The sequence below is a fragment of the Chitinimonas sp. JJ19 genome, assembly GCF_036961565.1.
Classification (GTDB): Bacteria; Pseudomonadota; Gammaproteobacteria; order Burkholderiales; family Chitinimonadaceae; genus Chitinimonas.
Window position 1 is genome coordinate 148,671 of the sequence record NZ_JBAMDD010000006.1, and the last position, 21,897, is coordinate 170,567.

22 protein-coding genes are annotated in these 21,897 nt (G+C 63.8%); 11 read left to right on the forward strand and 11 right to left on the reverse strand.

The genetic code is table 11. The features are described 5' to 3' along the window. Position 1 precedes the first annotated feature (1 nt). The 4 genes from V7714_RS09550 to gshA all read right to left on the reverse strand — a co-directional run bounded on the left by V7714_RS09550 (position 2) and on the right by gshA (position 3,139). Entirely contained in the window at positions 2-271 is a 270-nt protein-coding gene (locus V7714_RS09550) for an HPr family phosphocarrier protein (protein ID WP_284195656.1), read from the reverse strand. A 14-nt stretch (positions 272-285) separates the two neighbouring features. After that, positions 286-687, reverse strand: a complete 402-nt coding sequence (locus tag V7714_RS09555; RefSeq protein WP_335709507.1) for a PTS sugar transporter subunit IIA — start codon at positions 685-687, stop codon at positions 286-288. Positions 688-805: 118 nt separating this feature from the next. Beyond that, on the reverse strand, positions 806-1,750 hold the full coding sequence (gshB, locus tag V7714_RS09560) for a glutathione synthase (protein ID WP_335709508.1): 945 nt from the start codon (positions 1,748-1,750) through the stop codon (positions 806-808). Positions 1,751-1,837: 87 nt separating this feature from the next. Next, complete coding sequence (gene gshA / locus V7714_RS09565; protein ID WP_335709509.1) at positions 1,838-3,139, reverse strand: glutamate--cysteine ligase; 1,302 nt, start codon at positions 3,137-3,139, stop codon at positions 1,838-1,840. Between the two features lie 356 nt (positions 3,140-3,495). Between gshA and mgtE the strand changes: the two genes are divergently transcribed. From mgtE to prmC, 3 genes are all read left to right on the forward strand, one after another. Beyond that, a complete protein-coding gene (gene mgtE / locus V7714_RS09570; protein ID WP_335709510.1) occupies positions 3,496-4,944 on the forward strand; it encodes a magnesium transporter in 1,449 nt (482 codons plus the stop codon). 117 nt (positions 4,945-5,061) lie between these two features. Then, the gene (locus V7714_RS09575; protein ID WP_335709511.1) at positions 5,062-5,850 is read left to right on the forward strand and encodes an EAL domain-containing protein; all 789 of its coding nucleotides are present in this window, start codon (positions 5,062-5,064) and stop codon (positions 5,848-5,850) included. Beyond that, a complete protein-coding gene (prmC, locus tag V7714_RS09580) occupies positions 5,847-6,668 on the forward strand; it encodes a peptide chain release factor N(5)-glutamine methyltransferase (RefSeq protein ID WP_335709512.1) in 822 nt (273 codons plus the stop codon). Before V7714_RS09575 ends, prmC begins: the two co-directional genes overlap by 4 nt. 24 nt (positions 6,669-6,692) lie before the next feature. Here prmC and V7714_RS09585 read toward each other — a convergent pair whose 3' ends face one another. From V7714_RS09585 to V7714_RS09610, 6 genes are all read right to left on the reverse strand, one after another. Next, positions 6,693-7,718: a septal ring lytic transglycosylase RlpA family protein gene (locus V7714_RS09585; protein WP_335709513.1), complete on the reverse strand. Its 1,026-nt coding sequence runs from the start codon at positions 7,716-7,718 to the stop codon at positions 6,693-6,695. Next, complete coding sequence (gene rodA, locus V7714_RS09590) at positions 7,715-8,815, reverse strand: rod shape-determining protein RodA (RefSeq protein ID WP_335709514.1); 1,101 nt, start codon at positions 8,813-8,815, stop codon at positions 7,715-7,717. Before rodA ends, V7714_RS09585 begins: the two co-directional genes overlap by 4 nt. Next, the gene (mrdA, locus tag V7714_RS09595; RefSeq protein ID WP_335709515.1) at positions 8,805-10,757 is read right to left on the reverse strand and encodes a penicillin-binding protein 2; all 1,953 of its coding nucleotides are present in this window, start codon (positions 10,755-10,757) and stop codon (positions 8,805-8,807) included. The genes rodA and mrdA overlap by 11 nt, the downstream gene beginning before the upstream one ends. After that, on the reverse strand, positions 10,754-11,266 hold the full coding sequence (mreD, locus tag V7714_RS09600) for a rod shape-determining protein MreD (protein ID WP_284195646.1): 513 nt from the start codon (positions 11,264-11,266) through the stop codon (positions 10,754-10,756). The genes mrdA and mreD overlap by 4 nt, the downstream gene beginning before the upstream one ends. Next, entirely contained in the window at positions 11,266-12,171 is a 906-nt protein-coding gene (mreC, locus tag V7714_RS09605; protein ID WP_335709516.1) for a rod shape-determining protein MreC, read from the reverse strand. Before mreC ends, mreD begins: the two co-directional genes overlap by 1 nt. Positions 12,172-12,253: 82 nt before the next feature. Next, entirely contained in the window at positions 12,254-13,297 is a 1,044-nt protein-coding gene (locus V7714_RS09610; protein WP_284195644.1) for a rod shape-determining protein, read from the reverse strand. Positions 13,298-13,554: 257 nt separating this feature from the next. Between V7714_RS09610 and gatC the strand changes: the two genes are divergently transcribed. The 5 genes from gatC to gatB all read left to right on the forward strand — a co-directional run bounded on the left by gatC (position 13,555) and on the right by gatB (position 18,021). After that, positions 13,555-13,842, forward strand: a complete 288-nt coding sequence (gene gatC / locus V7714_RS09615; RefSeq protein WP_335709517.1) for an Asp-tRNA(Asn)/Glu-tRNA(Gln) amidotransferase subunit GatC — start codon at positions 13,555-13,557, stop codon at positions 13,840-13,842. Then, entirely contained in the window at positions 13,839-14,429 is a 591-nt protein-coding gene (gene lpcA, locus V7714_RS09620; protein WP_335709518.1) for a D-sedoheptulose 7-phosphate isomerase, read from the forward strand. The genes gatC and lpcA overlap by 4 nt, the downstream gene beginning before the upstream one ends. After that, on the forward strand, positions 14,426-14,959 hold the full coding sequence (locus V7714_RS09625) for a hypothetical protein (protein ID WP_335709519.1): 534 nt from the start codon (positions 14,426-14,428) through the stop codon (positions 14,957-14,959). Before lpcA ends, V7714_RS09625 begins: the two co-directional genes overlap by 4 nt. Positions 14,960-15,081: 122 nt before the next feature. Next, positions 15,082-16,533: an Asp-tRNA(Asn)/Glu-tRNA(Gln) amidotransferase subunit GatA gene (gene gatA / locus V7714_RS09630; protein ID WP_335709615.1), complete on the forward strand. Its 1,452-nt coding sequence runs from the start codon at positions 15,082-15,084 to the stop codon at positions 16,531-16,533. A 60-nt stretch (positions 16,534-16,593) separates the two neighbouring features. Then, positions 16,594-18,021: an Asp-tRNA(Asn)/Glu-tRNA(Gln) amidotransferase subunit GatB gene (gene gatB, locus V7714_RS09635; protein WP_335709520.1), complete on the forward strand. Its 1,428-nt coding sequence runs from the start codon at positions 16,594-16,596 to the stop codon at positions 18,019-18,021. A 526-nt stretch (positions 18,022-18,547) separates the two neighbouring features. Here gatB and V7714_RS09640 read toward each other — a convergent pair. After that, complete coding sequence (locus V7714_RS09640) at positions 18,548-19,312, reverse strand: hypothetical protein (protein ID WP_335709521.1); 765 nt, start codon at positions 19,310-19,312, stop codon at positions 18,548-18,550. A gap of 159 nt (positions 19,313-19,471) precedes the next feature. Between V7714_RS09640 and V7714_RS09645 the strand changes: the two genes are divergently transcribed. The 3 genes from V7714_RS09645 (at position 19,472) to grxD (ending at position 21,849) form a co-directional block, all read left to right on the forward strand. Beyond that, positions 19,472-20,914: a DNA-3-methyladenine glycosylase 2 gene (locus V7714_RS09645; protein ID WP_335709522.1), complete on the forward strand. Its 1,443-nt coding sequence runs from the start codon at positions 19,472-19,474 to the stop codon at positions 20,912-20,914. Continuing rightward, the gene (locus V7714_RS09650) at positions 20,911-21,429 is read left to right on the forward strand and encodes a methylated-DNA--[protein]-cysteine S-methyltransferase (protein ID WP_335709523.1); all 519 of its coding nucleotides are present in this window, start codon (positions 20,911-20,913) and stop codon (positions 21,427-21,429) included. Before V7714_RS09645 ends, V7714_RS09650 begins: the two co-directional genes overlap by 4 nt. 105 nt (positions 21,430-21,534) lie before the next feature. Then, positions 21,535-21,849, forward strand: a complete 315-nt coding sequence (grxD, locus tag V7714_RS09655; protein ID WP_284195636.1) for a Grx4 family monothiol glutaredoxin — start codon at positions 21,535-21,537, stop codon at positions 21,847-21,849. The last annotated feature ends 48 nt before the right edge of the window (positions 21,850-21,897 follow it).

Below are 21,897 nucleotides of genomic sequence, written 5' to 3' on the forward strand. Positions count from 1 at the left end.
GCTATTCCGACTCGTCGAAACGGTTGGCAATCAGCTCGGTAATGGCTGCCATGGCAGCATCCTCATCCTCGCCGCTTATCTCCACACTGATACGGCTGCCCTTGGCGGCGGCCAGCATCATCACGCCCATGATGCTCTTGGCGTTGACGCGCTTGCCGTTGCGGGTCAACCAGACCTCGCTGCGAAAGCGGCTGGCCAACTGGGTCAGCTTGCTGGAGGCCCGGGCATGCAGGCCCAGCTTGTTGATGATTTCAACTTCCTGTTGCGCCATGGTGTTCTGTCTCTCTAATCCTGCTTGCTGGGCGGCAGCATGTACATCACGCCTTCCAGCCCACCGGTGACGGCCTTGCCGACCACCACATCAAGCGATTCATGTCCGTAATTGAGTGTACGTACCAGCATGGGCAGATTCACCCCCGCCACCGCTTCGATGCGACCCGGCTCGATCAAGCGGTAGGCCACATTGGACGGCGTACCACCGTAGATGTCCGACAGCACCAGCACGCCATTGCCAGTATCCAGCTCGGCCAGCAAAGCCCTGGCCCGCTCCAGCACCACGTCTGGGTCGTCGCTACGGTACACCGGCAGATAACGAAGTTGCGGCAAGGGCCGACCAAGCACATGGGCAGCACACTCGGCCAGGCTCTCGCCCAGGCCATAGTGCGTCACCAACAGGATTCCAACCATGACGAAGCTCAAAAAAACGCGTTGGAAACGATTCTAGCAGCCGCCGCCCGCTGCGCTGCACTATATGCGGACAAATGTACTGTCAGCAGGCGCCGCCTCTCCTGCCGCCGCCCCGCACTCACGCCCGGATGGCGGCTTCCAGCGCGTCCATGAACAGGCCGGCAACCGGGATGCCGGATTGCGCCGTGATTTCCTGGAAACAGGTCGGGCTGGTCACATTCACTTCGGTCAGGGTGTCGCCTATGACATCCAGCCCCACCAACAACAAACCCTCGGCCGCCAGCAGGGTGCCCAGCGCCTCGCCTATCTCGCGGTCGCGGGCGGTCAAGGGCCTGGCCACGCCGGTGCCACCAGCGGCCAGGTTGCCACGGGTCTCGCCGGCCTTGGGTATGCGGGCCAGGCACCAATCCACTGGCTTGCCACCTATCAGCAGCACCCGCTTGTCGCCCTCCTTGATGGCCGGCAAGTAGCGCTGCACCATCAGGCTGACCGTGCCGTTGCGGGTCTGGGTTTCCAGTATGGCACCCAGATTGGGGTCATCCGGCCGCAGCCGGAAAATACCGGTGCCGCCCATGCCATCCAGGGGCTTGAGCACCACATCGCCATGCTCGGCCAGAAATGCGCGGATATCCTCGTCACGGCTGCTGACCAGGGTAGGCGCGATAAACTGGGGAAAGCGCAGTATGGCTAGCTTTTCGTTGTTGTCGCGCAGGGCGCGGGGCTTGTTGAACACCTTGGCGCCCTGGCGCTCCGCCGCCTCCAGCAGGTGGGTGGCGTACAGGTATTCGCTGTCGAAAGGCGGGTCCTTGCGCATCACGACGGCATCCACCTCAGGCAATGCCAGGGTGGTAGCGGGCTCGGCCCGGTACCAGTCGTGGGCGTCGCCGGTCAGGCTGATGACCCGCATGTCGGCCAGCACCCGGCCATCCAGCACCCGCATGTCGCGCTGCTCGAACGCCAGCACGGTGTGGCCACGGGCGGCGGCCTCGCGCATCATGGCAAAGGTGGAATCCTTATAGGTCTTGAACCCATCCAGGGGGTCGGCCAGAAAGGCAATACGCATGGCTTGGTCTGCTCGAGTGGATTTGAGTCGACCCTGGGTCGGAAACACGCCCAGGGCGCACGGCAATGCGTCAGTCAGGCATGCCGGCTAGGCCGCCATGCTGATACTCTCCAGCACCGATTCGGTGTTTTCGATCTCGCGCGAGGCAGCCAGCAGCGCCAGCCGGGCCACCACGCCATAGGCGTAGAAGCGGTTGGGCGCACAGTCTGGGCTGCCGTCGCAGTCCGGTGTCGATAGCGGGGTATCGAAAGCCAGCGGCTTGAAGTACGCCCCCGGGGCATTGAGGTTTTCATCGGCGCCGCGCTCGGTATGGACGCGATAGAAGCCGCCCACCACAAAGCGGTCCATCATATAGACCACCGGCTCGGCCACCGCCTCCTCCAGCGTCTCGAAGGTGGGTACGCCCTCCTGCACGATCACGTCGCTGACCTCCAGGCCCTCCTTCACCACCGCCATCTTGTTGCGCTGCTTGCGATTCAGGCCTATCACATCGGCGGGCGACTTCACGCTCATGACGCCCATGCCATAGGTGCCGGCATCAGCCTTGACGATGGCGTAAGGCGCATCGGTAATGCCCAGTTCGCGATACTTGGCGGCCGTCAGACCCAGGATGCGCTCCACCTCGGCGGCCAGACGCTCCTCGCCTTCTCGGGTCTGGAAATCCAGCTGGCTGACCTGGCCGAAGTAGGGGTTGATATACCAGGGGTCTATGCCCAGCAACTGGCCAAACTCCGCTGCCACGCCGTCATATTCGCGGAAATGATGGGTCTTGCGGCGAACAAACCAACCGGCATGCAGCGGTGGCAGCAGGTTCTGGTCGATATCACGGAGAATGTCGGGAATGCCGGCCGACAGATCGTTGTTGAGCAGCACCACGCAAGGATCAAACCCAGGCAGGCCCACGCGGCGGCCATTGCGCTGCAGCGGCTCCACCGTCAGCGTCCCGCCATTGGGCAGTTCCAGGGTGGTGGGGGCGGTGATCTCGGGGTTCAGCGTACCCAGCCTGACGTTGAGGCCGGCTAGTTTCAGAATACGCGCCAGCGCAGCCACGTTCTGCAGGTAATACTGGTTACGGGTATGGTTCTCCGGTATCAGCAGCAAGCGCCGTGCATCGGGGCAAATCTTTTCCAGCGCGCTTTGCACGGCTTGCACACACAGCGGGGTGAAATCCGGGTTGAGGTTGTTGAAACCGCCGGGGAACAGATTCATGTCCACCGGGGCCAGCTTGAAGCCGGAATTGCGCAGATCGACCGAACCATAGAACGGCGGTGCATGCTCCAGCCACTGGCTGCGGAACCAGGCTTCAATCTCGCACTGGGCGGCAAGGAACTTGCGTTCCAGGTCAAGCAGGGGGCCGGTCAGGGCGGTGGCTAGGCGGGGTACGTTCATGGCGGAACCTGTCTGGAAAAGAAACGGGCGAACCCGGACTTGGAGGATAGCCGATTGTGGCTATCTGTCACGACAGCCCTGGCACCTTTGATGGCGTCTGCGCTTGTCGGCCGGGCGCATGGAGCGGCCGACCGGGCAATTCCTCTTAGATAGGGGCCAGCGGTGTCAGTTTCAAGCCTTGCCCATGCTACACTCGCGCGGCTTTTCATGCTGCCCCGCCAAGGGCGCAAAACCGCTGCCGGGGCCGCGCCGCAACAGCCGGACCCAGGCACAGCAACAGCCCGCAAGATTTGCCAGGCAGCATAGGCGCCACCGTGCGTGGCGCAGCCAGTTAATGAACCGGTTTCGAGGTCGCCATGTCCGCACCCGCCCCCAAGCCCAAGGAAAGCCTGCAGGATACCCTGCAGCAGGTGCTGCGCATCCTTAGCCGCCACAAGCTGGTCGAAAACCTGATCCACAAGCAGGAGATGCCCAAGCACGAGCTGGTCGAGACCATCGTGCACAAGCAGAATCTGACCGAGCTGGAAAAGCGGCTGGAGCAGCTCTACCCCGCCGACATCGCCTTTATCCTTGAATCGCTGCCGCTGGACGAACGGCTGACGGTATGGGAGCTGGTACGCCCGGAAATCGAGGGCGATGTACTGCTGGAAGTATCCGACTCGGTGCGGGAAACCCTGTTGGCCGACATGGATCGCGAAGAGATCCTGGCCGCCGCCGAGCATCTGGATACCGACGAGCTGGCCGACCTGGTGCCCGACCTGCCGCAGGACGTGATGCACGAGCTGATGGGCTCGCTGGAGGAAGAAGAGCGGGCCGAGCTGCAATCAGCGCTGTCCTATGCCGACGACCAGGTGGGTTCGGTGATGGACTTCGACATGGTCACCATCCGCGACGACGTGACGCTGGAGGTGGTGCTGCGCTATCTGCGCCGCTTCGATGAACTGCCGCACCATACCGACAAGCTGTTCGTGGTGGACAACGACCAGCGCATCAAGGGTGTGCTGCCCATCAAGAAGCTGCTGATCTCCGACCCCGAGCGCGGTGTGGCCGAAGTGATGGCGCACGAGGTGGTGATCTTCCGGCCCGACGAGGACGTCGGCGATGCGGCCCAGGCCTTCGAGCGCTACGACCTGGTATCCGCCCCGGTGGTGGACTCCACCCACAAGGTCATCGGCCGCCTGACGGTGGACATGATGGTGGACGTCATCCGCGAGGAATCGGAAGCCGAGGTGCTGAGCCTGGGCGGCCTGAAGGAAGACGAAGACCTGTTCAGCTCAGTCTGGAGCTCGGCCAAGAACCGCTGGCCCTGGCTGGCACTCAACATCGTCACCGGCATCATCGTCTCGCGGGTGATCGGCGCTTTTGAAGCCACCACCGCCCAGATCGTCGCCCTGGCCGCACTGGCCCCCATTATCTCCGGCATCGGCGGCAACTCCGGCTCGCAGACCGCCACCATCATCATCCGCGCCATGGCGCTAGGCCAGGTGACCGCCGCCAGTACCCGCCGCTTGGTGGCCAAGGAGTTCGGCATCGCCATGCTCAATGGCGCGCTATGGGGCAGCGTGCTGGGCACGGTGGCCTGGCTGATCTACGGCAAGTTGGGCCTGGGCCTGGTGATGGCCGGCGCCATGATGCTGAACTTCCAGGTCGCTGCCGGCGTGGGACTGTTCGTACCGCTGCTGATGGAGCGCTTCGGCCGCGACCCGGCCTATGGCTCCAGCGTGTTCCTGACCTTCATGACTGATGGCATGGGCAACCTGATCTTCTACGGTCTGGCCACCCTGTTCCTGCTCAACGCCATGTAGGCAGGTGCCCGGCATGTCGATCAGCTGTGGCGTGCAGGCTGCAAGGCGGTAAACCCGCATGTCGCCTGCCGCCACCGGCTTATAAATTGCGCCACTCCCCTCGTGTAATATCCCGCCATGTTCTCGCCCATCTCAGACCGCGCCTTCCACCCTGCGCCAGCCCGCCTGCCGGCCACCCTGCTGCTGGATCTGATGCGCCATCAGCGCTACGGGGTGGAGTACCAGCCCATCATCGATATCGCCAGCGGCGAGGCCATCGCCTACGAGGCGCTAGCACGCTTTTATGCGGCAGATGGCCAGCCGCTGGCACCCAAGGCGGTATTCGATGCCCTGCACGCCAGCCCGCTGAGCCTCTACCAGGTGGAATACGACATGAAGCAGCTGCAACTGGCCCATGCCCCGGCCGACGCCAGCCAGCTGTTCGTCAACCTTGATCCCGATGCCTATGGCGTGACGGCCAGCGAGGCGGAAGACCCGCTACTGGGCCTGCTGGCCGGCCACGAAGGGCTGGTGGTGGAGATCATAGAAAATACCGATGTCGCTGACGCCCAGTTATCGCAGCAGCTGGCTCAGGCCTTCTCGGCCCGTGGCGTACGGCTGGCGCTGGACGATATTGGTGCGCCCAACTCCATGCTCTCGCTGGATGTAATGATGGAGGTGGACTGGTTCAAGTTCGACCGGTCCTGGCTGGTACGGGCGCGCGACAGCCGCAACCGTGCGGCGCTGACCCACCTGATCGCCTTCGCCCATGAATGCCACTGCAAGGTGATACTGGAAGGCATAGAGCGCCCCGAAGACCTGGCGCTGGCGCGCAGCCTGCAGGTCGACTGCGTGCAGGGTTTTCTCTACCGCAAGCGCTTTGTCTCGGTTTCACAGGCCGCCCGCCCGGCCAGGTCGGCAGCATGAGCAGCGTTGCCAGCCTGATCATGGCCGCCCGGCAGAGCGGCATGCCGGTACTGGAGGCCCGCTTGCTGCTGGAGCACGCCAGCGGCCTGAGCCGCACCCGCCAGGCCGCCTGGCCCGAGGCCGAGCTGTCGCCCGAGCAGGCCGAGCGTTTTCACTCGCTGCTGCAACGGCGCCAAGCCGGCGAGCCGGTAGCCTACCTGATAGGCCTGCGCGAGTTTTTCAGCCTGGATTTCGAAGTCAGCCCTGCCGTGCTGATACCACGGCCGGAAACCGAGCTGCTGGTGGAACTGGCACTGGAGCGCATTCCGCTGGACACCCCCAGCCGCGCGCTGGACCTGGGCACCGGCTCCGGCATCATCCCGGTCTCACTGCGCAAGCACCGCCCCATGCTGGACATGCGGGCGGTCGATATCTCGGCCGACGCCCTGGCCGTGGCCGCCCGCAATGCCGAGCGCCATGCCACCCCCATACAGCTGATGCAGAGCGACTGGTATGGCTCGCTGGGGCGTGAGCAATTCGACCTGATCGTCTCCAACCCGCCCTATATCGCCCATGGTGACCGGCACCTGGCAGAGGGCGATCTGCGCTTCGAACCGCGTGGCGCCCTCACCGACGAGGCCGACGGCCTGGCCCATATCCGCCGTATCATCCAGGGCGCACCCCGCCACCTGGCCCAGGGTGGCTGGCTGCTGTTCGAACACGGCCACGACCAGGCCGAACCCAGCCGCGCCTTACTGGCGGCAGCAGGTTTTATCCAGGTACAAAGCTGGGACGATCTGGCTGGCATTGCCCGCGTCACCGGCGGCCGGCGGACATAGCACCCAGGCTGACTAAGCCAGGCCCTATCGCATCACCACCGGCCGCAGATCCGCCTCGTTGGCGATCCGGTCAGCCGCCTGCTGCGCCGCCTGACGGCTGTCGAACGGGCCTACCCTTACCCGCCAGATGGTGCCGCTGTTCTCGACCACTGGCGCCGGTAGCCAGCCCAGCGTGCCCGTCACCTTGTCGCGGAAGGCCTCGGCCGTGGTCTGGGTGCCGAAGGCGCCCAACTGCACCCAGCGCTGCTCGGCACGGGTCTCTATCGCTGGTGTGGCCACGGGTTCGGTTGCCAGGTTGCTGGCCAGCCGGGCCAGTGGGTCCACCGCCGTGGTGCGCTCATCGCGCACCGGCAGGGTGCCGGCGGCAGCCTCCACTGCCTGCAATAGCGCCGTCTCGGGCGGGGGTGCTGGCTGGGTGTCGCCAGGCGCAACCGCCTCTACCTTGACCTGGGCGCTGCCGCCATTGTGGTAGCCCAGCCTATAGGCAGCGGCATAGGACAGATCGATTACCCGCCCCTTGTGAAATGGCCCCCTGTCATTGATACGCACCAGCACCGACTTGCCGTTGCTCAGGCTGGTCACCCTGGCATAGCTGGGTATGGGCAGCGTGGGGTGGGCGGCAGTCAGCTTGAACATATCGTAGGGCTCACCGCTGGCCGTACGCTTGCCGTGGAACTTCTTGCCATACCAGGAGGCCATGCCCTGCTGGCTGAACTCGCCATAGGTCTTGCGCGGGGTATAGCTCTTGCCCAGCACCGTGTAAGGCCGGTTGGCATAGCGGTGCAAGGGTTCGGGCCGGGCTTCCGGCTCGGTCAGGGCATCCAGATCGTAAGGCACTTCCAGGATAGGGCCATCGTCCTGGTAGTAGCCGCCATATTGCTGCGGTATCTGTTCGGGCTTGGCCGGTGGCAGGGTCGGCTTGGTGCTTGTCGCCACAGGCGGGCGCACCGGCTCGGCCGGCTTGCTGGGGACGGCAGGCGGCAGGGGCTGGTAGCTGGCGCAGCCGGCTGCCAGCAGGCAGCCGCAGAGTACTAGGTGTCGTATCGTCAACTCTTCATCAACTTTCGGTCACGCTGAATAGCCATCAGCATACCGAAACCGATTAGGATGGACAGCATGGCGGTACCCCCGTAGCTGACCAACGGTAGTGGCACGCCCACCACCGGCAGGATGCCCGACACCATGCCCATATTGACGAACAGATAGGTGAAGAAGGACAGCGTCAACGCACCGGCCAGCAGGCGGCCAAACAGGCTGGAGGCGTTATTGGCGATCATCAAGCCACGGCCGATGACGCAGAGATACAGTATCAGCAGCAGGATATTGCCTATCAGGCCGAATTCCTCGGCATAGACGGCAAACACGAAGTCGGTGGTGCGCTCGGGTATGAAGTCCAGGTGGGTCTGGGTGCCCTTGAGCCAACCCTTGCCGAATACCCCGCCAGAGCCGATGGCAATAGTGGACTGGATGATGTGGTAGCCATTGCCCAGCGGATCGGCCATGGGGTCGATCATGGTCATCACCCGCTCGCGCTGGTAGTCATGCATCAGCGGCCAGATCACGAAGGGGATGGCGACCGCCAGCCCGGCCAGGCCGCCCAGGATGATGCGCCAGGAGAGGCCGGCAAAGAACAGGACATAGAAGCCGGCCGCCCCGATCAGCAAGGCCGTACCCAGGTCAGGCTGCTTCAGCACGAGCGCCATGGGCATGCCTATCAGCACGGCTGCCACGGCAAAATGCTTGAGCTTGAGGCTGGCCTCGTGCCGGTCGAAATACCAGGCCAGCATCATGGGTACAGCCAGTTTCATCAGCTCGGACGGCTGTATCCGCGCCACGCCTATATCCAGCCAGCGGCGGGCGCCGTTGGTGATGTCGCCGAACAGCGCCACCCCGATCAGCAGCACCATGCCAAAGGTATACAGCGGCGGTGCCAGCCACATCAGTTGCACCGGCTTGAGGTTGGATATCACCCACATGGCAGACAGGGCCACCACCACCGAGACCAGCTTGCTGTTGATCTTGTCGAAGCTCTGGTTGGACGCCGAGAAAATGGTCATCAGGCTGACACCGACCAGCAGGGCCACGAACAGCAGCAGCCAGGGGTCGATAGGGTCGACGAAACGTTTGATCAGTCGCTTAATCAGCATGGCTGTGACTCGTGATTTCCGGTATCGGCGCCTGCGCCTCGGTGGCAGGCGCTACCGCCCCGGCTGCGGGCTTGGCTTCCTGGCTGGGTAGCTTGCCCAGCAGGTAGTAGTCGAAGGCCTTGCGGGCAATGGGTGCAGCATGCGCGGCGCCGAAGCCGGCGTTCTCCACAATCATGGCCAGGGCGATACGCGGTTTGTCGGCCGGGGCAAAGGCAATGAACAGGGCGTGGTCGCGTAGTTCCTCACGGGTGGAACTGGCGTTGTACTTGGCGCCCTTGAGGCTGTACACCTGGGCCGTGCCGGTCTTGCCGCCCGAGGTATAGGGCGCGCCCCGGAAGGCGGTGGATGACGTCCCCTGCATATTGGTGGCCACCATGGCCTGCTTGATCACCTCGATATGCTCGGGCTTGTAGGGTAGTTGCTTGGCCGGCACCGTTTCCAGCGCCCGCCGCTCGCGGCTGACGCTGTCTTCTATGTACTGCACCAGGTGCGGGCGGTACTGCACGCCATTGTTGACCAGGGTCGCTGTCGATTGCGCCATCTGGATGATGGTATAGGTATTGAAGCCCTGGCCGTTGCCGATGGAAATCGTATCGCCCGCCAGCCAGCGCTGCTGTTCCTTGCGCTTGAAGGCGCGGCGCTTCCAGGCCTGCGAGGGCAATATGCCTTCCTTCTCGCCTGGCAGGTCCACCCCGGTACGGCTGCCAAAACCCAGCGGCCCCATGAAGTTGGAGATGGCATCTATGCCCATATCGTTGGCCAGCCGGTAGTAATAGGTATTGCAGCTGACCACGATGGACTTGTGCATATCGACCATGCCATGGCCATGGACCGCGTCGTCGCGCCAGCGGTTGTTACCCATGATGAAGTAGCCGGGGTCGGAAATAGCATCGCTGGGGCGGCGCTTGCCGGTCTCCAGGGCGGCCAGCGCCATAAAGGGCTTGAAGGTGGAACCTGGCGGGTACAGACCCTGGATGGCGCGGTTGTTAAGTGGCCGGGAGGTCGCGTCGTTGAGCTCCTTCCACGATACCGGGTCGATGCCATCGACAAACAGATTAGGGTCGAAGCCGGGCCGCGACACCATGGCCAGTATGCCGCCGGTGCTGGGCTCTATGGCCAGCAGGGCGCCGCGGCGCTCGCCAAAGGCCTGCTCCACCACTTGCTGCAGCTTGATATCCACGGTCAGCACCAGGTTGTTGCCCGGCGTGGCCTGGGTGCTGTTCAACGCCCGTATGGCACGGCCGCCCGCATCGGTCTCGACCTGCTCATAGCCGGTGGTGCCGTGCAACACCTGCTCGTAACTCTGCTCCAGGCCGAACTTGCCGATATGGTCGGTGCCCTTGTAGTTGGGCAAGCGGCCATCGGCATCCAGCCGTTTCAGGTCGCCATCGTTGAGCCGGCCGATATAGCCCACCAGGTGCGAGGCGGATTCGCCCATGGGGTACTGGCGGAACAAACGTGCCTTGACCTCCACCCCAGGGAAGCGGAAAGCCTGGGCCGCAAAGCGGGCCACTTCCTCATCGCTGAGCCGGGTCTTGATGGGCAGGGATTCGAAATCCTTGCTCTCATCCAACAGCTTCTTGAACCGGCGCCTGTCCTTGGCCGTGATATCGATGAACTCGGCCAGGCGGTCTATGGTGGCGTCCAGCTTCTCGCCCAGCTTGGACTGGGTGATTTCCAGCGTATAGGCCGAGTAGTTGTGGGCTAGCACCACGCCGTTGCGGTCGGTGATGATGCCGCGCGAGGGTGGGATGGGCACCAGCGAGATGCGGTTGCTCTCGGCCAGGGTGTGATACTTGTCGTGCTTCATCACCTGCAGGTAGACAAAGCGGCTGAGCAGGATGGCGAAGCCGATCAGCACGCCGGTGATGACCACCACCAGGCGCAACTGGAAGCTATAGCGCTCGCCGTGGTGGTCGCGCAATACGGTGCGACGGCTCATGACTGGATTTCGGCAGGTTTATCCACGCGCTGCGGAGCCTGCAGCAACTGGCTCAGCAGGGGCCACAGCAGGGCGCCCGAAAGGGTGCCGACGAAATAGCTCCAACCCGGAAACCCACTGCCCGTCGCCATGCGCACCAGCAGCATGATGAGCTGGTTGGCCAACAGCAGGGGCGCCACATAGAGGGCCTGCTGCCACAGCGGGAACATGCCCAGCTGACGATGCCGCCCCAGCACAAACCAGCTGGTGGCGCAGTAGGCCAGGCCATGCTGGCCAAACACATTGCCGTCGGCGATATCCAGCAGCATGGCCAGCCAGAAGGCCCAGCCCACGCCCACATGGCGGGGCTGGTTCATGCACCAGTAGAGCAGGGTCAGTGCCACGAAATCAGGCAGGAAGGCACGCACCATGGGGCCCCAGGGTATCAGCGCCAGGGTCAGTGCCACGATAAAGGTAAAGACGATAAAGCTACGCTTGACCGGCTTGAGCAGTTGGCTGGATACCGGCATCAGGCAGGCTCCTTGTGGGCACCACGACGGGCGGGCTTGGCGGCCTGCTCCACCGGCCTGGCGGGCTGATCCCGGCGTTCGTCCAGTATCAGCAGGAAGCGGTGCTTGTCGATATCGGCAGCCGGCTCGCAGCTGATGCGGGCAAAGGCCGAACCGGCATTGCGATCCACCCGCTTGACCCGGGCCACGGGCAAGCCGGGCGGATAGGTGCCATCTATGCCAGAAGTCACCAGAACATCATCACTGCGTATGTCGGCATTGAGCGGCATCCAGTGCACTTCCAGCGGGTTTTCCGGGCCCAGGCCGTACAGCACGGCACGCACCCCGTTGCGCACCACCTGCACTGGCACGGTATGGCCCTTGTTGGAGACCAGCGTCACCTCGGCTGTCAGCGGTTGCAAACGCGTCACCTGGCCGACTACACCCTGAGGGTCTATTACCACCTGGCCCAGCCTCACGCCGCTGCTCTCGCCTCTATCCACCACCAGCTTGGCAGTAAACGGATCGCGGTCGTTATACAGCACCTCAGTCAGTGTGCCCTTGCCCTGATGGGCCGCCCGGGTAGACAGCAGGGCGCGCAGCTGGGTGTTCTCCTGCCGCAGCGCCTGCAGGCGCATCAGTTCGGAACTGGCCAGCAGCTTGTCGTCCTGCAGCTTGCGGTTCTCCCGCTGCAATGCCGTCTGCGACACAAAATAGTCGCCCACTTGCTGGGCGGCAGAAATAGGGGCGGTCGCCAGCCACTGCAGCGGATACAACGCTACCGATACTGTCTCGCGCACCGGCTGCAGTATCTGCCAGCGCACATCCACGACCAGCAGGGTGAGCGACAGCGAGGCGTAGATCAGCAACAGGCTGAATGGCTTGGGGCCCTGCTTGAAGAAGACAGGTTGGGTAGTGGCTTGCATGTCAGGGTGAGGGGCAAGGCGCAAAGGGCGATGCGTGGAAGAGCTGGCTCTTCACACCTCACCCTTCGCTCCTCACGCTGTATCAGTCGTTAGTGAAGATCGTGCCGACCTTGTCCATCTTCTCCAGGGCCTTGCCCGAACCGCGCACCACGCAGGTCAGGGGATCATCGGCCACGATCACCGGCAGACCGGTCTCTTCCATCAGCAGGCGGTCCAGATCACGCAGCAGCGCACCACCGCCGGTCAGCACCATGCCCTTGTCGGCGATGTCGGCACCCAGTTCCGGCGGGGTCTGTTCCAGCGCCTGCTTCACCGCCGAGACGATCTGGTTCAGCGGCTCGGTCAGGGCTTCCAGGATTTCGTTGGACGAAATGGTGAACGAGCGCGGGATGCCCTCGGCCAGGTTGCGACCCTTCACTTCCATCTCGCGCACTTCGGCGCCGGGGAAGGCCGAACCGATGCGCTTCTTGATCTCTTCCGCCGTGGTTTCACCAATCAGCATGCCGTAGTTGCGGCGGATGTAGTTGATGATGGCTTCGTCGAACTTGTCGCCGCCCACCCGTACGCTGTTAGCGTACACGATGCCGCCCAGCGAGATCACGCCCACTTCGGTGGTACCGCCACCGATATCGACCACCATGGAGCCGGTGGCCTCTTCGACCGGCAGGCCGGCGCCAATGGCGGCAGCCATAGGTTCCTCAATCAGTTCAACCTTGCGGGCACCCGCGCCCAGCGCCGATTCCTTGATGGCACGACGCTCAACCTGGGTGGAACCGCAGGGCACGCAGATCACGATACGGGGGCTGGCGGCAAACAGCCGGCTGGGGTTCACCTTCTTGATGAACTGCTTGAGCATCTGTTCGGTGATGGTGAAATCGGCGATCACGCCGTCCTTCATCGGCCGGATGGCGGTAATGCTGCCCGGGGTACGGCCCAGCATCTTCTTGGCCTCTGCCCCCACGGCCAGGATGGTCTTCTTGGCGCTGGGGCCGCCTTCCTGCTGTATGGCTACCACCGAGGGTTCGTCCAACACGATGCCCTTGCCAGAGACAAAGATCAGGGTGTTGGCCGTGCCAAGGTCAATGGCGAGGTCGTTGGAGAAATAACCGCTGAGAGAACCGATCATGAGATGTCCGTATGCTGTGTCTTGGGGCGCCATGCCCCGGGGGTCTGCCCGGGGACAGACCACGCTCTATATGGGTTTGTTCACCAGCCACACCTCGCAGTGCAACATGGCCTACCGTGCTCTTGCTTTTGTCCTTGGGAGTCAACGCCTTGCGTGCCTGCCTGCGCAGTCGCGCGCTTCCCCAAGGCTTGGGTGCGGTAAACCCGGTATGTTACCCTAATAGCCTTGCAAAACTAAAGATTTGAAGGGTTTTGACCATGTCTCTGACACAAGCCGATGTGCGACGCATCGCCCGCTTGGCGCGTCTGCAGGTAAATGACACCGAAGTCGCCGAGGTCGAGCAGAAACTCAATGGCATATTGGGCCTGATAGAACAGCTGCAAGCCATTGATACGGAAGGCGTCGAGCCCATGAGCCACGCCCGTGACGTAGCCCTGCGCCTGCGCGAGGACGTCGCCACCGAGACCAACCGCCGCGCCGCATTCCAGGCTGTGGCCCCGGCAGTGGAAAACGGCCTCTACCTGGTGCCCAAGGTCATCGAATGAGCGCCGCGCACATCCGCGCCACCCTGGCCGAGGGGCACGCCCTGCTGGCCCGCGTACTGGCCGACGAGGCATTCATCGCCTCGGTCGAGTCGGCCGGCAAGCTGCTGGTCGAGGCCTTTCGCGCCGGCCACAAGGTGATCTCGGCCGGCAACGGCGGCTCGCATTGCGATGCCATGCACTTTGCCGAGGAGCTGACCGGCCGCTACCGCGACAACCGCCCGGCCTTGGGCGCCATCGCCGTGTCCGATCCCTCCCACCTCAGCTGCGTGGGCAACGATTATGGCTTCGAGTTTGTGTTCTCGCGCTTTATCGAGGGCGTAGGCCGGGCCGGCGACGTATTCGTGGGTATCAGCACCAGCGGCAATTCACGCAATATCCTGCGCGCCGTCGAGGCCGCCCGGCAACAGCAGATGCGCGTTGTACTGCTGCTGGGCAAGGACGGCGGCCAGCTCAAGGGCCAGGGTGACGCCGAGATCACCGTACCGCACTTCGGCTATGCCGACCGTATCCAGGAAATCCACATCAAGGTCATCCACATCCTGATCGACATGGTCGAGCGGGGAATGGGGTATACAGAACAGTCATGACCACCCAGGCTTCCGATGCTATTGCCTATCTGGGCGAAACCTTTCAGATCGCCGAAGCAGCAGGGACGGGCTTGTTCGACCCAAGTACACATGGCTTGCGCCCCGTCATGTCCAGCACCGCTTGCTACCGGGGATTTGTTTGCCGATATGCTGTAGAGGCGTCCCGTCTGACCTTGGATGGCTTGCTGGCCAACCATAGTTCAGATGGCCCTCCGGTAGCTTCGCGATATGCGTCCGGTCCGGCAATCAATGGCATAGCATCAAAGCAAACCGACCCTCGCAGTTGGGAGCGCTTGTTCAACAGCTGCTATGAAGGGTTGGCCCTACCACTGCAATTTACTGGCGCCATGTTGGTTGGCAAGGACTACTCGCCTTCTGTCCCCGTGAGAATGGGGTACACGCCAGCCTGGAAGTACTTGCAGGTATATGAGCTTGCGTTCGTTAGCGGTACGCTCACGGCAGTTCGAGATATCAGCGAGATAATGGCGTCCGTACGAGACAAGCTGGCAGCGTCGATGGACGCAAACTAATCATTTGGCATCTCATCGGAATGCATGCGCAGCGCAATTGCAGAGATAGCACCGCTGTTTGAACACGATTACCATTTTCTTCGTTGGGCCCAGCCTCAAATTGGTCACCCTAAACACGGCAAATTATGACTTACACACTCAAGCAAGCCGCCGACCTACTGGCCGCCGGCAAGACCTCCGCAGTCGAACTGGCCAGTGACTATCTGGCTCGGATAGAAGCCGCCCAGGGCGCGCTCAACGCCTTTATCACGGTGGACCGCGAGCTGACGCTGGCCATGGCCCGCAACGCCGATGCCAGCCGCGCCGCCGGCAATGCCGGCCTGCTGACCGGCGTGCCCATCGCCCACAAGGACATCTTCTGCGCCGAAGGCTGGAAGACCACCTGTGGCTCCAAGATGCTGGAGCATTTTGTCTCGCCCTATGATGCCGGTGTGGTGGAGCGTTGTACGGCAGCCGGCCTGGTCACGCTGGGCCGCACCAATATGGACGAGTTCGCCATGGGCTCGAGCAACGAGAACAGTGCCTATGGCGCGGTACGCAATCCCTGGGACAGGGATGCCGTCCCCGGCGGCAGTTCCGGCGGTTCGGCAGCAGCCGTTGCTGCGCGCCTGGCGCCGGCCGCCACGGCCACCGATACGGGCGGCTCCATCCGCCAGCCGGCAGCCTTCTGCGGCGTCACCGGGCTCAAGCCCACCTATGGCGTGGTCAGCCGCTATGGCATGGTCGCCTATGCCTCCAGCCTGGACCAGGGTGGCCCCATCGCCCAGACTGCAGAAGACTGTGCCCTGATGCTCAATGTCATGGCCGGCCACGATGTACGTGATTCCACCAGCCTGGAAATGGCCAAGGAAGACTACAGCCGCGATCTCAACCAACCGCTCAAGGGCCTGCGCATCGGCATGCCGCGCGAGTACTTTGGTGCCGGCCTGGCGGCCGACGTGGCCGCCGCCATCGAATCGGCCTTGGCCGAGTACCGCAAGCTAGGTGCCGAGGTGGTGGAGATCAGCCTGCCACGCACCGAGCTGGCCATCCCCGCCTACTATGTGATTGCCCCGGCCGAAGCGTCGAGCAACCTGAGCCGTTTCGATGGCGTGCGGTATGGCCACCGCGCCGCCGAGTACACCGACCTGAACGACATGTACGAGAAGAGCCGTGCCGAAGGCTTTGGCTGGGAAGTGAAGCGCCGCATCCTGACCGGTGCCTATGTACTCAGCCACGGCTATTACGACGCCTATTACCTCAAGGCCCAGAAGGTCCGCCGCCTGTTATCCGAGGATTTCCAGGCCGGCTTTGGTCAATGTGACGTGATTGCCGCCCCGGCCGCCCCCACGGTGGCCTGGAACCTGGGCGAGAAGGGCGACGACCCGATTGCCATGTACCTGGCCGACATCTACACCCTGGGCGTCAACCTGGCGGGCCTGCCCGGCATTGCCCACCCGGTGGGTTTTGGCGCCAACGGCCGTCCGGTGGGCCTGCAACTGATAGGCAACTATTTCAGCGAAGCACGCCTGCTCAACGCCGCCCACCAGTTCCAGCAGGCTACCGACTGGCACACCCGCGCGCCGGCACTGTAAGCAAACAGGGATCAATCGACAGGCCGCCCCGGCGGCCCAGTCATGGAAGGAATACGCAAGATGCAATGGGAAGTCGTTATCGGGCTGGAAATCCACACCCAGCTCTCGACCCAGTCGAAAATCTTCTCGGCCAGCAGCACCACGTTTGGCAATGAGCCCAATACCCAGGCCAGTGCGGTGGATATCGCCCTGCCCGGCGTGCTGCCGGTGATGAACCGCGCGGCGGTGGAAAAAGCCATCCAGTTCGGCCTGGCCATCGGCGCCAAGATCAACCGCAAGTCCATCTTCGCCCGCAAGAACTACTTCTACCCCGATCTGCCCAAGGGCTACCAGATCAGCCAGTTCGAGGTGCCGGTGGTCGAGGGCGGCCAGGTCACCATACGGGTAGGCGACCAGGACAAGGTGATCAACCTGACCCGCGCCCACCTGGAGGAAGACGCCGGCAAATCGGTGCATGAAGATTTCCACGGCATGAGCGGCATAGACCTGAACCGCGCCGGCACCCCGCTGCTGGAGATCGTCTCGGAACCGGAAATGCGCTCGGCCGCCGAGGCCATCGCCTATGCCAAGGCCCTGCACAGCCTGGTGACCTGGATAGGCATCTGCGACGGCAATATGCAGGAAGGCAGCTTCCGTTGCGACGTCAACGTCTCGGTACGCCCGCTGGGCCAGAAGGAATTCGGCACTCGACGCGAGATCAAGAACCTGAACAGCTTCAAGTTCATGGAACAGGCGATCAAGTACGAAGTACAGTGGCAGATCGAGCAGATTGAAGACGGCCACAAGATCCAGCAGGCCACCGTGCTGTTCGACCCCGATAGCGGCCAGACCCGCATGATGCGCAGCAAGGAAGACGCGCACGATTACCGCTACTTCCCCGACCCGGACCTGCCGCCGCTGGTGATAGACGAGGCCTGGATAGAGCGGGTGCGCAGCGAGCTACCCGAACTGCCGGAAGCCATGCAGGCCCGCTTCCAGTCGCAATACGGTATCCCCGCCTATGATGCCGCCACCCTGACGTCCAGCAAGGCCATGGCCAGCTACTACGAAGCCACCGTGGCTGCCGGCGCCGATGCCAAGCTGGCCAGCAACTGGATCATGGGTGAAATCTCGGCCACGCTGAACCGCGAAGAGCGCGACATCGCCGACAGCCCGGTCGCCGCCGACGCCCTGGCGCTGCTGATACGCCGCGTGATGGATGGCACCATCAACAACAAGACTGCCAAGGATGTGCTGAAGAAGATGTGGGAAGCCGGCGACAGTGCCGACGCCATCATCGAACGCGACGGGCTCAAGCAGGAAAGCGACACCGGCGCCATCGAAGCCATCATCGACGAAGTGTTGGCCGCCAATGCCGCCATGGTGGAAGAGTACAAGTCCGGCAAGGAAAAAGCCTTCAACGCCCTGGTCGGCCAATGCATGAAGGCCAGCAAGGGCAAGGCCAACCCGGCGCAGGTGAACGAAGTACTGAAGCGCAAGCTGGGCTGACGCTCCCGCCCCCCACCTTGCAACGTAGACTTCCGTCGCGGCGGCACGGGCGGGGGGTGGACTCAATCGAGGAGAGAACCTACGGGTTCAGGCTGCGCCAACGTCTAGCGCTAGGCTCAACCTGGCGCCTACGCCACCTGCCATCACCCTTTCATAGCAGAGCCCACAGCAGGCGCTGACGCTAATTCAGAATGATAACGAGCGCCAGCGAGGCTCCCGCGCGGCGGCGCGGGCGGGGGGTGTGGGATAAATCAGGGGAGAGCCTACCGGTTCAGGCTGCACTGACGTTTAGCGCCAGGGTCCCCCTGGCGCCTGCTCAGGCGTCACACCCATCGATACCTTCAGCCCAGAAAGGCTCGACAACGAGCGCCAGCGAGGCTCCCTCGCGGCGGCGAGGGCGGGGGGTGTGGACTCAATCAAGGAAGAGCCTACCGCTTCAGGCCGCGCCAACGTTCAGCGCCAGGGCCCCCCTGGCGCCTGCACTACCCTACACCCCCCATCCAAAACCTTAGCCCATAACAGGCTCTCAACGGCGATTCCAGCCATAGCGGGGTGGGTCGGGGGTGAAGCCTTCCTGCGGGAAGGGGTTGGGTTCATCGCGCTGGTGGCGACGGCCCGGTATCACCCCAGCGGCCACCAGGTTGCGACGGCTGTCATAGCGCAGGGCCAGACGGTCGGATGGCTGGGTGCTGGCCCGCTCGAACCGGGTACGGCGTGCCTGCGAGTCCTCGATCTCACCATGGCCGGTGCCCATCTGCGGCGCGGCAGACGGCGCCGACTTGGCGCGCGGTGCGCTTTCTTCCATGGCCCGGGCATCGCGATCACGGGCGATGACTACCGGTGGAATATAGCGGCGCTCGCGGAACACGGCGGCGCCTATCACGCCTACTTCGTCCGGCCTGCCGGTACGGGCAGCGTAGCTGTCACCGAGGTCGGTAAAGTAGAAGCGGGCCACGCTGCCCATGGATTTGCGCCAGCCCGATACCACGGTGTCACCGTAGGGCTCCAGCACGTAGCCGGTCTGCTGGTAGCCGGCGGTCTCGCCGCTGACGGCGTTGACACCATCAACCGACAGCACCACCAATACCCGCTCGTCGGTGAGATTACGCAGCCTCACCTGGTAGGCCTCGCCTTGCTCGCCTGCCACCCAGGCACTGCCACGGTGCTGGTATTCACGGTAGTCACGACCGTAACGGTCTTCCACCTGGATCTCAACCAGGTTGCCACGCTGGGCCATTGCGCCGAGCGAGGCGGTGGCAAGCAACAGGGCGATCAGCTTCTTGGTGTTCATTTCAGCCTCCTTGGCCGTTCGGGGTTGTAGTACCTTGAACGGCATTGAGCGCCTGATCGGGTTAACGCAAACTGAACTGATTGCAGCCTATCCAGCGCCCGCCAATTCCAGCGTCAGCGATGACAGCCGCAAACCACCCGCTCGCGCTAGACTCTTGCCATGGTTACCGATACCGAGCGCTACCAGCGCATACTGGACCGCGATGTCCGCTACAACGGCCGCTTTCTGACAGGCGTGCTGACCACGGGCATCTATTGCCTGCCGTCCTGTCCTGCGCGCAAGCCCAAGCTGGCGAATGTACGCTTCTTTGCCGACGAGGCAGCCGCCCGCGCAGCCGGACTGCGCCCCTGCCTGCGCTGCCGGCCCGATCTGTACTACCGGGGCCAGGATAGCGACGAAGCCATCTATGAAGGTTTGCAGGCGCGCCTGCTGGCCGATTGCAGCGAAGTGGCCGACCCGGCGGCGCTGGCCCGACTGGCTGGAGTATCCCGCACCAAGCTGGGCACCCTCTGCCGCGAGCATGGCCATACCAGCCCGGCAGCCCTGCTGCGCCATGCCCGCCAGTTGGCCACCCTCAGCCACCTGCAAGCGTCCGACGCTGCCGTGGCCGATATCGCCTACGCTGTGGGCTATCGCAGCGAAGCCACCTTCCACCGCCAGTTCCTGGCCGAACAGGGTATGACGCCGGGCAGCTACCGCAGCATGCTGGCCGGCAGCGGCTTCACCCTGCGCCTGCCACAGGCTTACCGCAGCGCCGAGGTGCTGGCCTACCTGGGCCGCGACCCCGACGGCCCCGCCGAGCGGCGCAGCGGCAACCATCTCTGCAAGGCCATGCTGGTACAGGGGCAGGCCATCCGGCTGAGCCTGACCCTGGCGCCCGGCCAGGCCTATTGCGAAGTCGCCAGCGAACAAAGGCTGGCGCCGGCCACCATGGCGGCCGCCCACCAAGCCGCACTGCGCTGCCTGGGCCTATGGCGCCCGCAGGAAGAAACCCTGAGCGACCCACAAGCCTTGCAACTGCAGGCCAGCCAGCCGGGCCTGGTGTTCCCGCTCAGCGCCAGCGTGTGGGAGGCCCTGGTGTGGGCCATCGTCGGCCAGCAGGTGAATCTGACGTTTGCCGGCCAGTTGCGCCGTCAGGTCATCCTGCTGGCGGGTGCCGATGCCGGCGAGGGCATGCAGGCCCATCCCAGCCCAGCCGCCGTGGCCGCGTTGGACCCAGCCTTGCTGTGCGAGCGCAAGTTTTCCCGCTCCAAGGCCAGCTATCTGGTCGATACTGCCCGCCACCTGGTCGAGCAGGGCATCGATATCGAGCAACTGCCCTATCAATCGGCGCCGGCAGCCCTGCGGCGACTCACCGCCCTGCGCGGCATCGGCCCCTGGACAGCGCAATACACCCTGCTGCGGGGGGCCGGCTTTGCCGACTGCGTGCCAGTGGGTGACGCCGGCCTAGTCGCCGCCCTGCAGCGCCAGTTTGCCTTGCCCCAACGGCCCGATGCCGCCCAAACCCAGGCGCTGATGGCCTGCTACGCCCCCCATCGCAGCCTGGCCACCGCCCGCCTGTGGGCCAGCCTCAAACCCATGGCCAGCGAGAATGCCGCATGAGCGACCGCTACTGGGACGCCATCGACTCGCCCTTTGGCCGCATGGTGGCGCAGGTCAACGGCCAGGGTGGCCTGCTGAGCCTGAGCTTCTTCGACCACGCCGAAACCACGGCCGTTGCCGCAGGTGCACGGCACGACACCGTCCGCCTGGCGGCGGTGATGGCACAGTTGCGCGAATACCTGGCCGGCACCCGGCAGCAGTTCACCCTGCCGCTGGCGCCCAGCGGCACGCCCTTCCAGCACGCAGTCTGGGCGGCCCTGGTGCAGATACCCTATGGCGAGACCGTCAGCTATGGCGAACTGGCGCAGGCCCTGGGCCAGCCGGGCGCCGCCCGTGCGGTGGGGCGTGCCAATGCCACCAACCCCATAGGCCTGATCGTGCCCTGTCACCGCGTCATCGGTGGTGATGGCTCGCTCACTGGCTACGCCGGTGGCCTGCCACGCAAGCAAGCCTTGCTGGCATTCGAGCACCAGCACAAGCCGCCGCCAGGCAGCAACCTGGCGCTGTTTGACTGAAACCGCTCAGCAGGCTTGCCGGCCACACCAGCCACCGCGTAAAATTCCCGACTGAATTAATCAGCTATTACGCAACCGGCCGCCCGATGGCCTGCGAGGAGTGTCATGGATACCCAGGAAAAAATCCGCCAAACCGTCACCGAAAACCCGGTCGTGCTGTACATGAAGGGTACGCCCACCTTCCCGCAGTGCGGCTTCTCGGCCAAGGCAGTCAGCATACTCAAGGCCTGCAATGTGAACTTTGCGGCCGTCAATGTGCTGACCGACGACGAAGTCCGCCAGGGCATCAAGGAATTCGCCAACTGGCCCACTATCCCCCAGCTCTATATCCGTGGCGAATTCGTCGGCGGTTCGGACATCGTGGGCGAGATGTACCAGAGCGGCGAGCTGCAAAAGCTACTGGAAGGCCTGACCAGCTAAGCGCTGTGCTGCCACCATGCAAAGAGCCGGCCCATGCCGGCTCTTTGT

What these genes read in the sequence shown, in the direction of transcription:
- V7714_RS09550 (WP_284195656.1), bottom strand. Translation starts at nt 271, where the DNA reads ATGGCGCAACAGGAAGTTGAAATCATCAACAAGCTGGGCCTGCATGCC.
- V7714_RS09555 (WP_335709507.1), bottom strand. Translation starts at nt 687, where the DNA reads ATGGTTGGAATCCTGTTGGTGACGCACTATGGCCTGGGCGAGAGCCTG.
- gshB (WP_335709508.1), bottom strand. Translation starts at nt 1,750, where the DNA reads ATGCGTATTGCCTTTCTGGCCGACCCCCTGGATGGGTTCAAGACCTAT.
- gshA (WP_335709509.1), bottom strand. Translation starts at nt 3,139, where the DNA reads ATGAACGTACCCCGCCTAGCCACCGCCCTGACCGGCCCCCTGCTTGAC.
- mgtE (WP_335709510.1), top strand. Translation starts at nt 3,496, where the DNA reads ATGTCCGCACCCGCCCCCAAGCCCAAGGAAAGCCTGCAGGATACCCTG.
- V7714_RS09575 (WP_335709511.1), top strand. Translation starts at nt 5,062, where the DNA reads ATGTTCTCGCCCATCTCAGACCGCGCCTTCCACCCTGCGCCAGCCCGC.
- prmC (WP_335709512.1), top strand. Translation starts at nt 5,847, where the DNA reads ATGAGCAGCGTTGCCAGCCTGATCATGGCCGCCCGGCAGAGCGGCATG.
- rodA (WP_335709514.1), bottom strand. Translation starts at nt 8,815, where the DNA reads ATGCTGATTAAGCGACTGATCAAACGTTTCGTCGACCCTATCGACCCC.
- mrdA (WP_335709515.1), bottom strand. Translation starts at nt 10,757, where the DNA reads ATGAGCCGTCGCACCGTATTGCGCGACCACCACGGCGAGCGCTATAGC.
- mreD (WP_284195646.1), bottom strand. Translation starts at nt 11,266, where the DNA reads ATGCCGGTATCCAGCCAACTGCTCAAGCCGGTCAAGCGTAGCTTTATC.
- mreC (WP_335709516.1), bottom strand. Translation starts at nt 12,171, where the DNA reads ATGCAAGCCACTACCCAACCTGTCTTCTTCAAGCAGGGCCCCAAGCCA.
- V7714_RS09610 (WP_284195644.1), bottom strand. Translation starts at nt 13,297, where the DNA reads ATGATCGGTTCTCTCAGCGGTTATTTCTCCAACGACCTCGCCATTGAC.
- gatC (WP_335709517.1), top strand. Translation starts at nt 13,555, where the DNA reads ATGTCTCTGACACAAGCCGATGTGCGACGCATCGCCCGCTTGGCGCGT.
- lpcA (WP_335709518.1), top strand. Translation starts at nt 13,839, where the DNA reads ATGAGCGCCGCGCACATCCGCGCCACCCTGGCCGAGGGGCACGCCCTG.
- V7714_RS09625 (WP_335709519.1), top strand. Translation starts at nt 14,426, where the DNA reads ATGACCACCCAGGCTTCCGATGCTATTGCCTATCTGGGCGAAACCTTT.
- gatB (WP_335709520.1), top strand. Translation starts at nt 16,594, where the DNA reads ATGCAATGGGAAGTCGTTATCGGGCTGGAAATCCACACCCAGCTCTCG.
- V7714_RS09640 (WP_335709521.1), bottom strand. Translation starts at nt 19,312, where the DNA reads ATGAACACCAAGAAGCTGATCGCCCTGTTGCTTGCCACCGCCTCGCTC.
- V7714_RS09645 (WP_335709522.1), top strand. Translation starts at nt 19,472, where the DNA reads ATGGTTACCGATACCGAGCGCTACCAGCGCATACTGGACCGCGATGTC.
- V7714_RS09650 (WP_335709523.1), top strand. Translation starts at nt 20,911, where the DNA reads ATGAGCGACCGCTACTGGGACGCCATCGACTCGCCCTTTGGCCGCATG.
- grxD (WP_284195636.1), top strand. Translation starts at nt 21,535, where the DNA reads ATGGATACCCAGGAAAAAATCCGCCAAACCGTCACCGAAAACCCGGTC.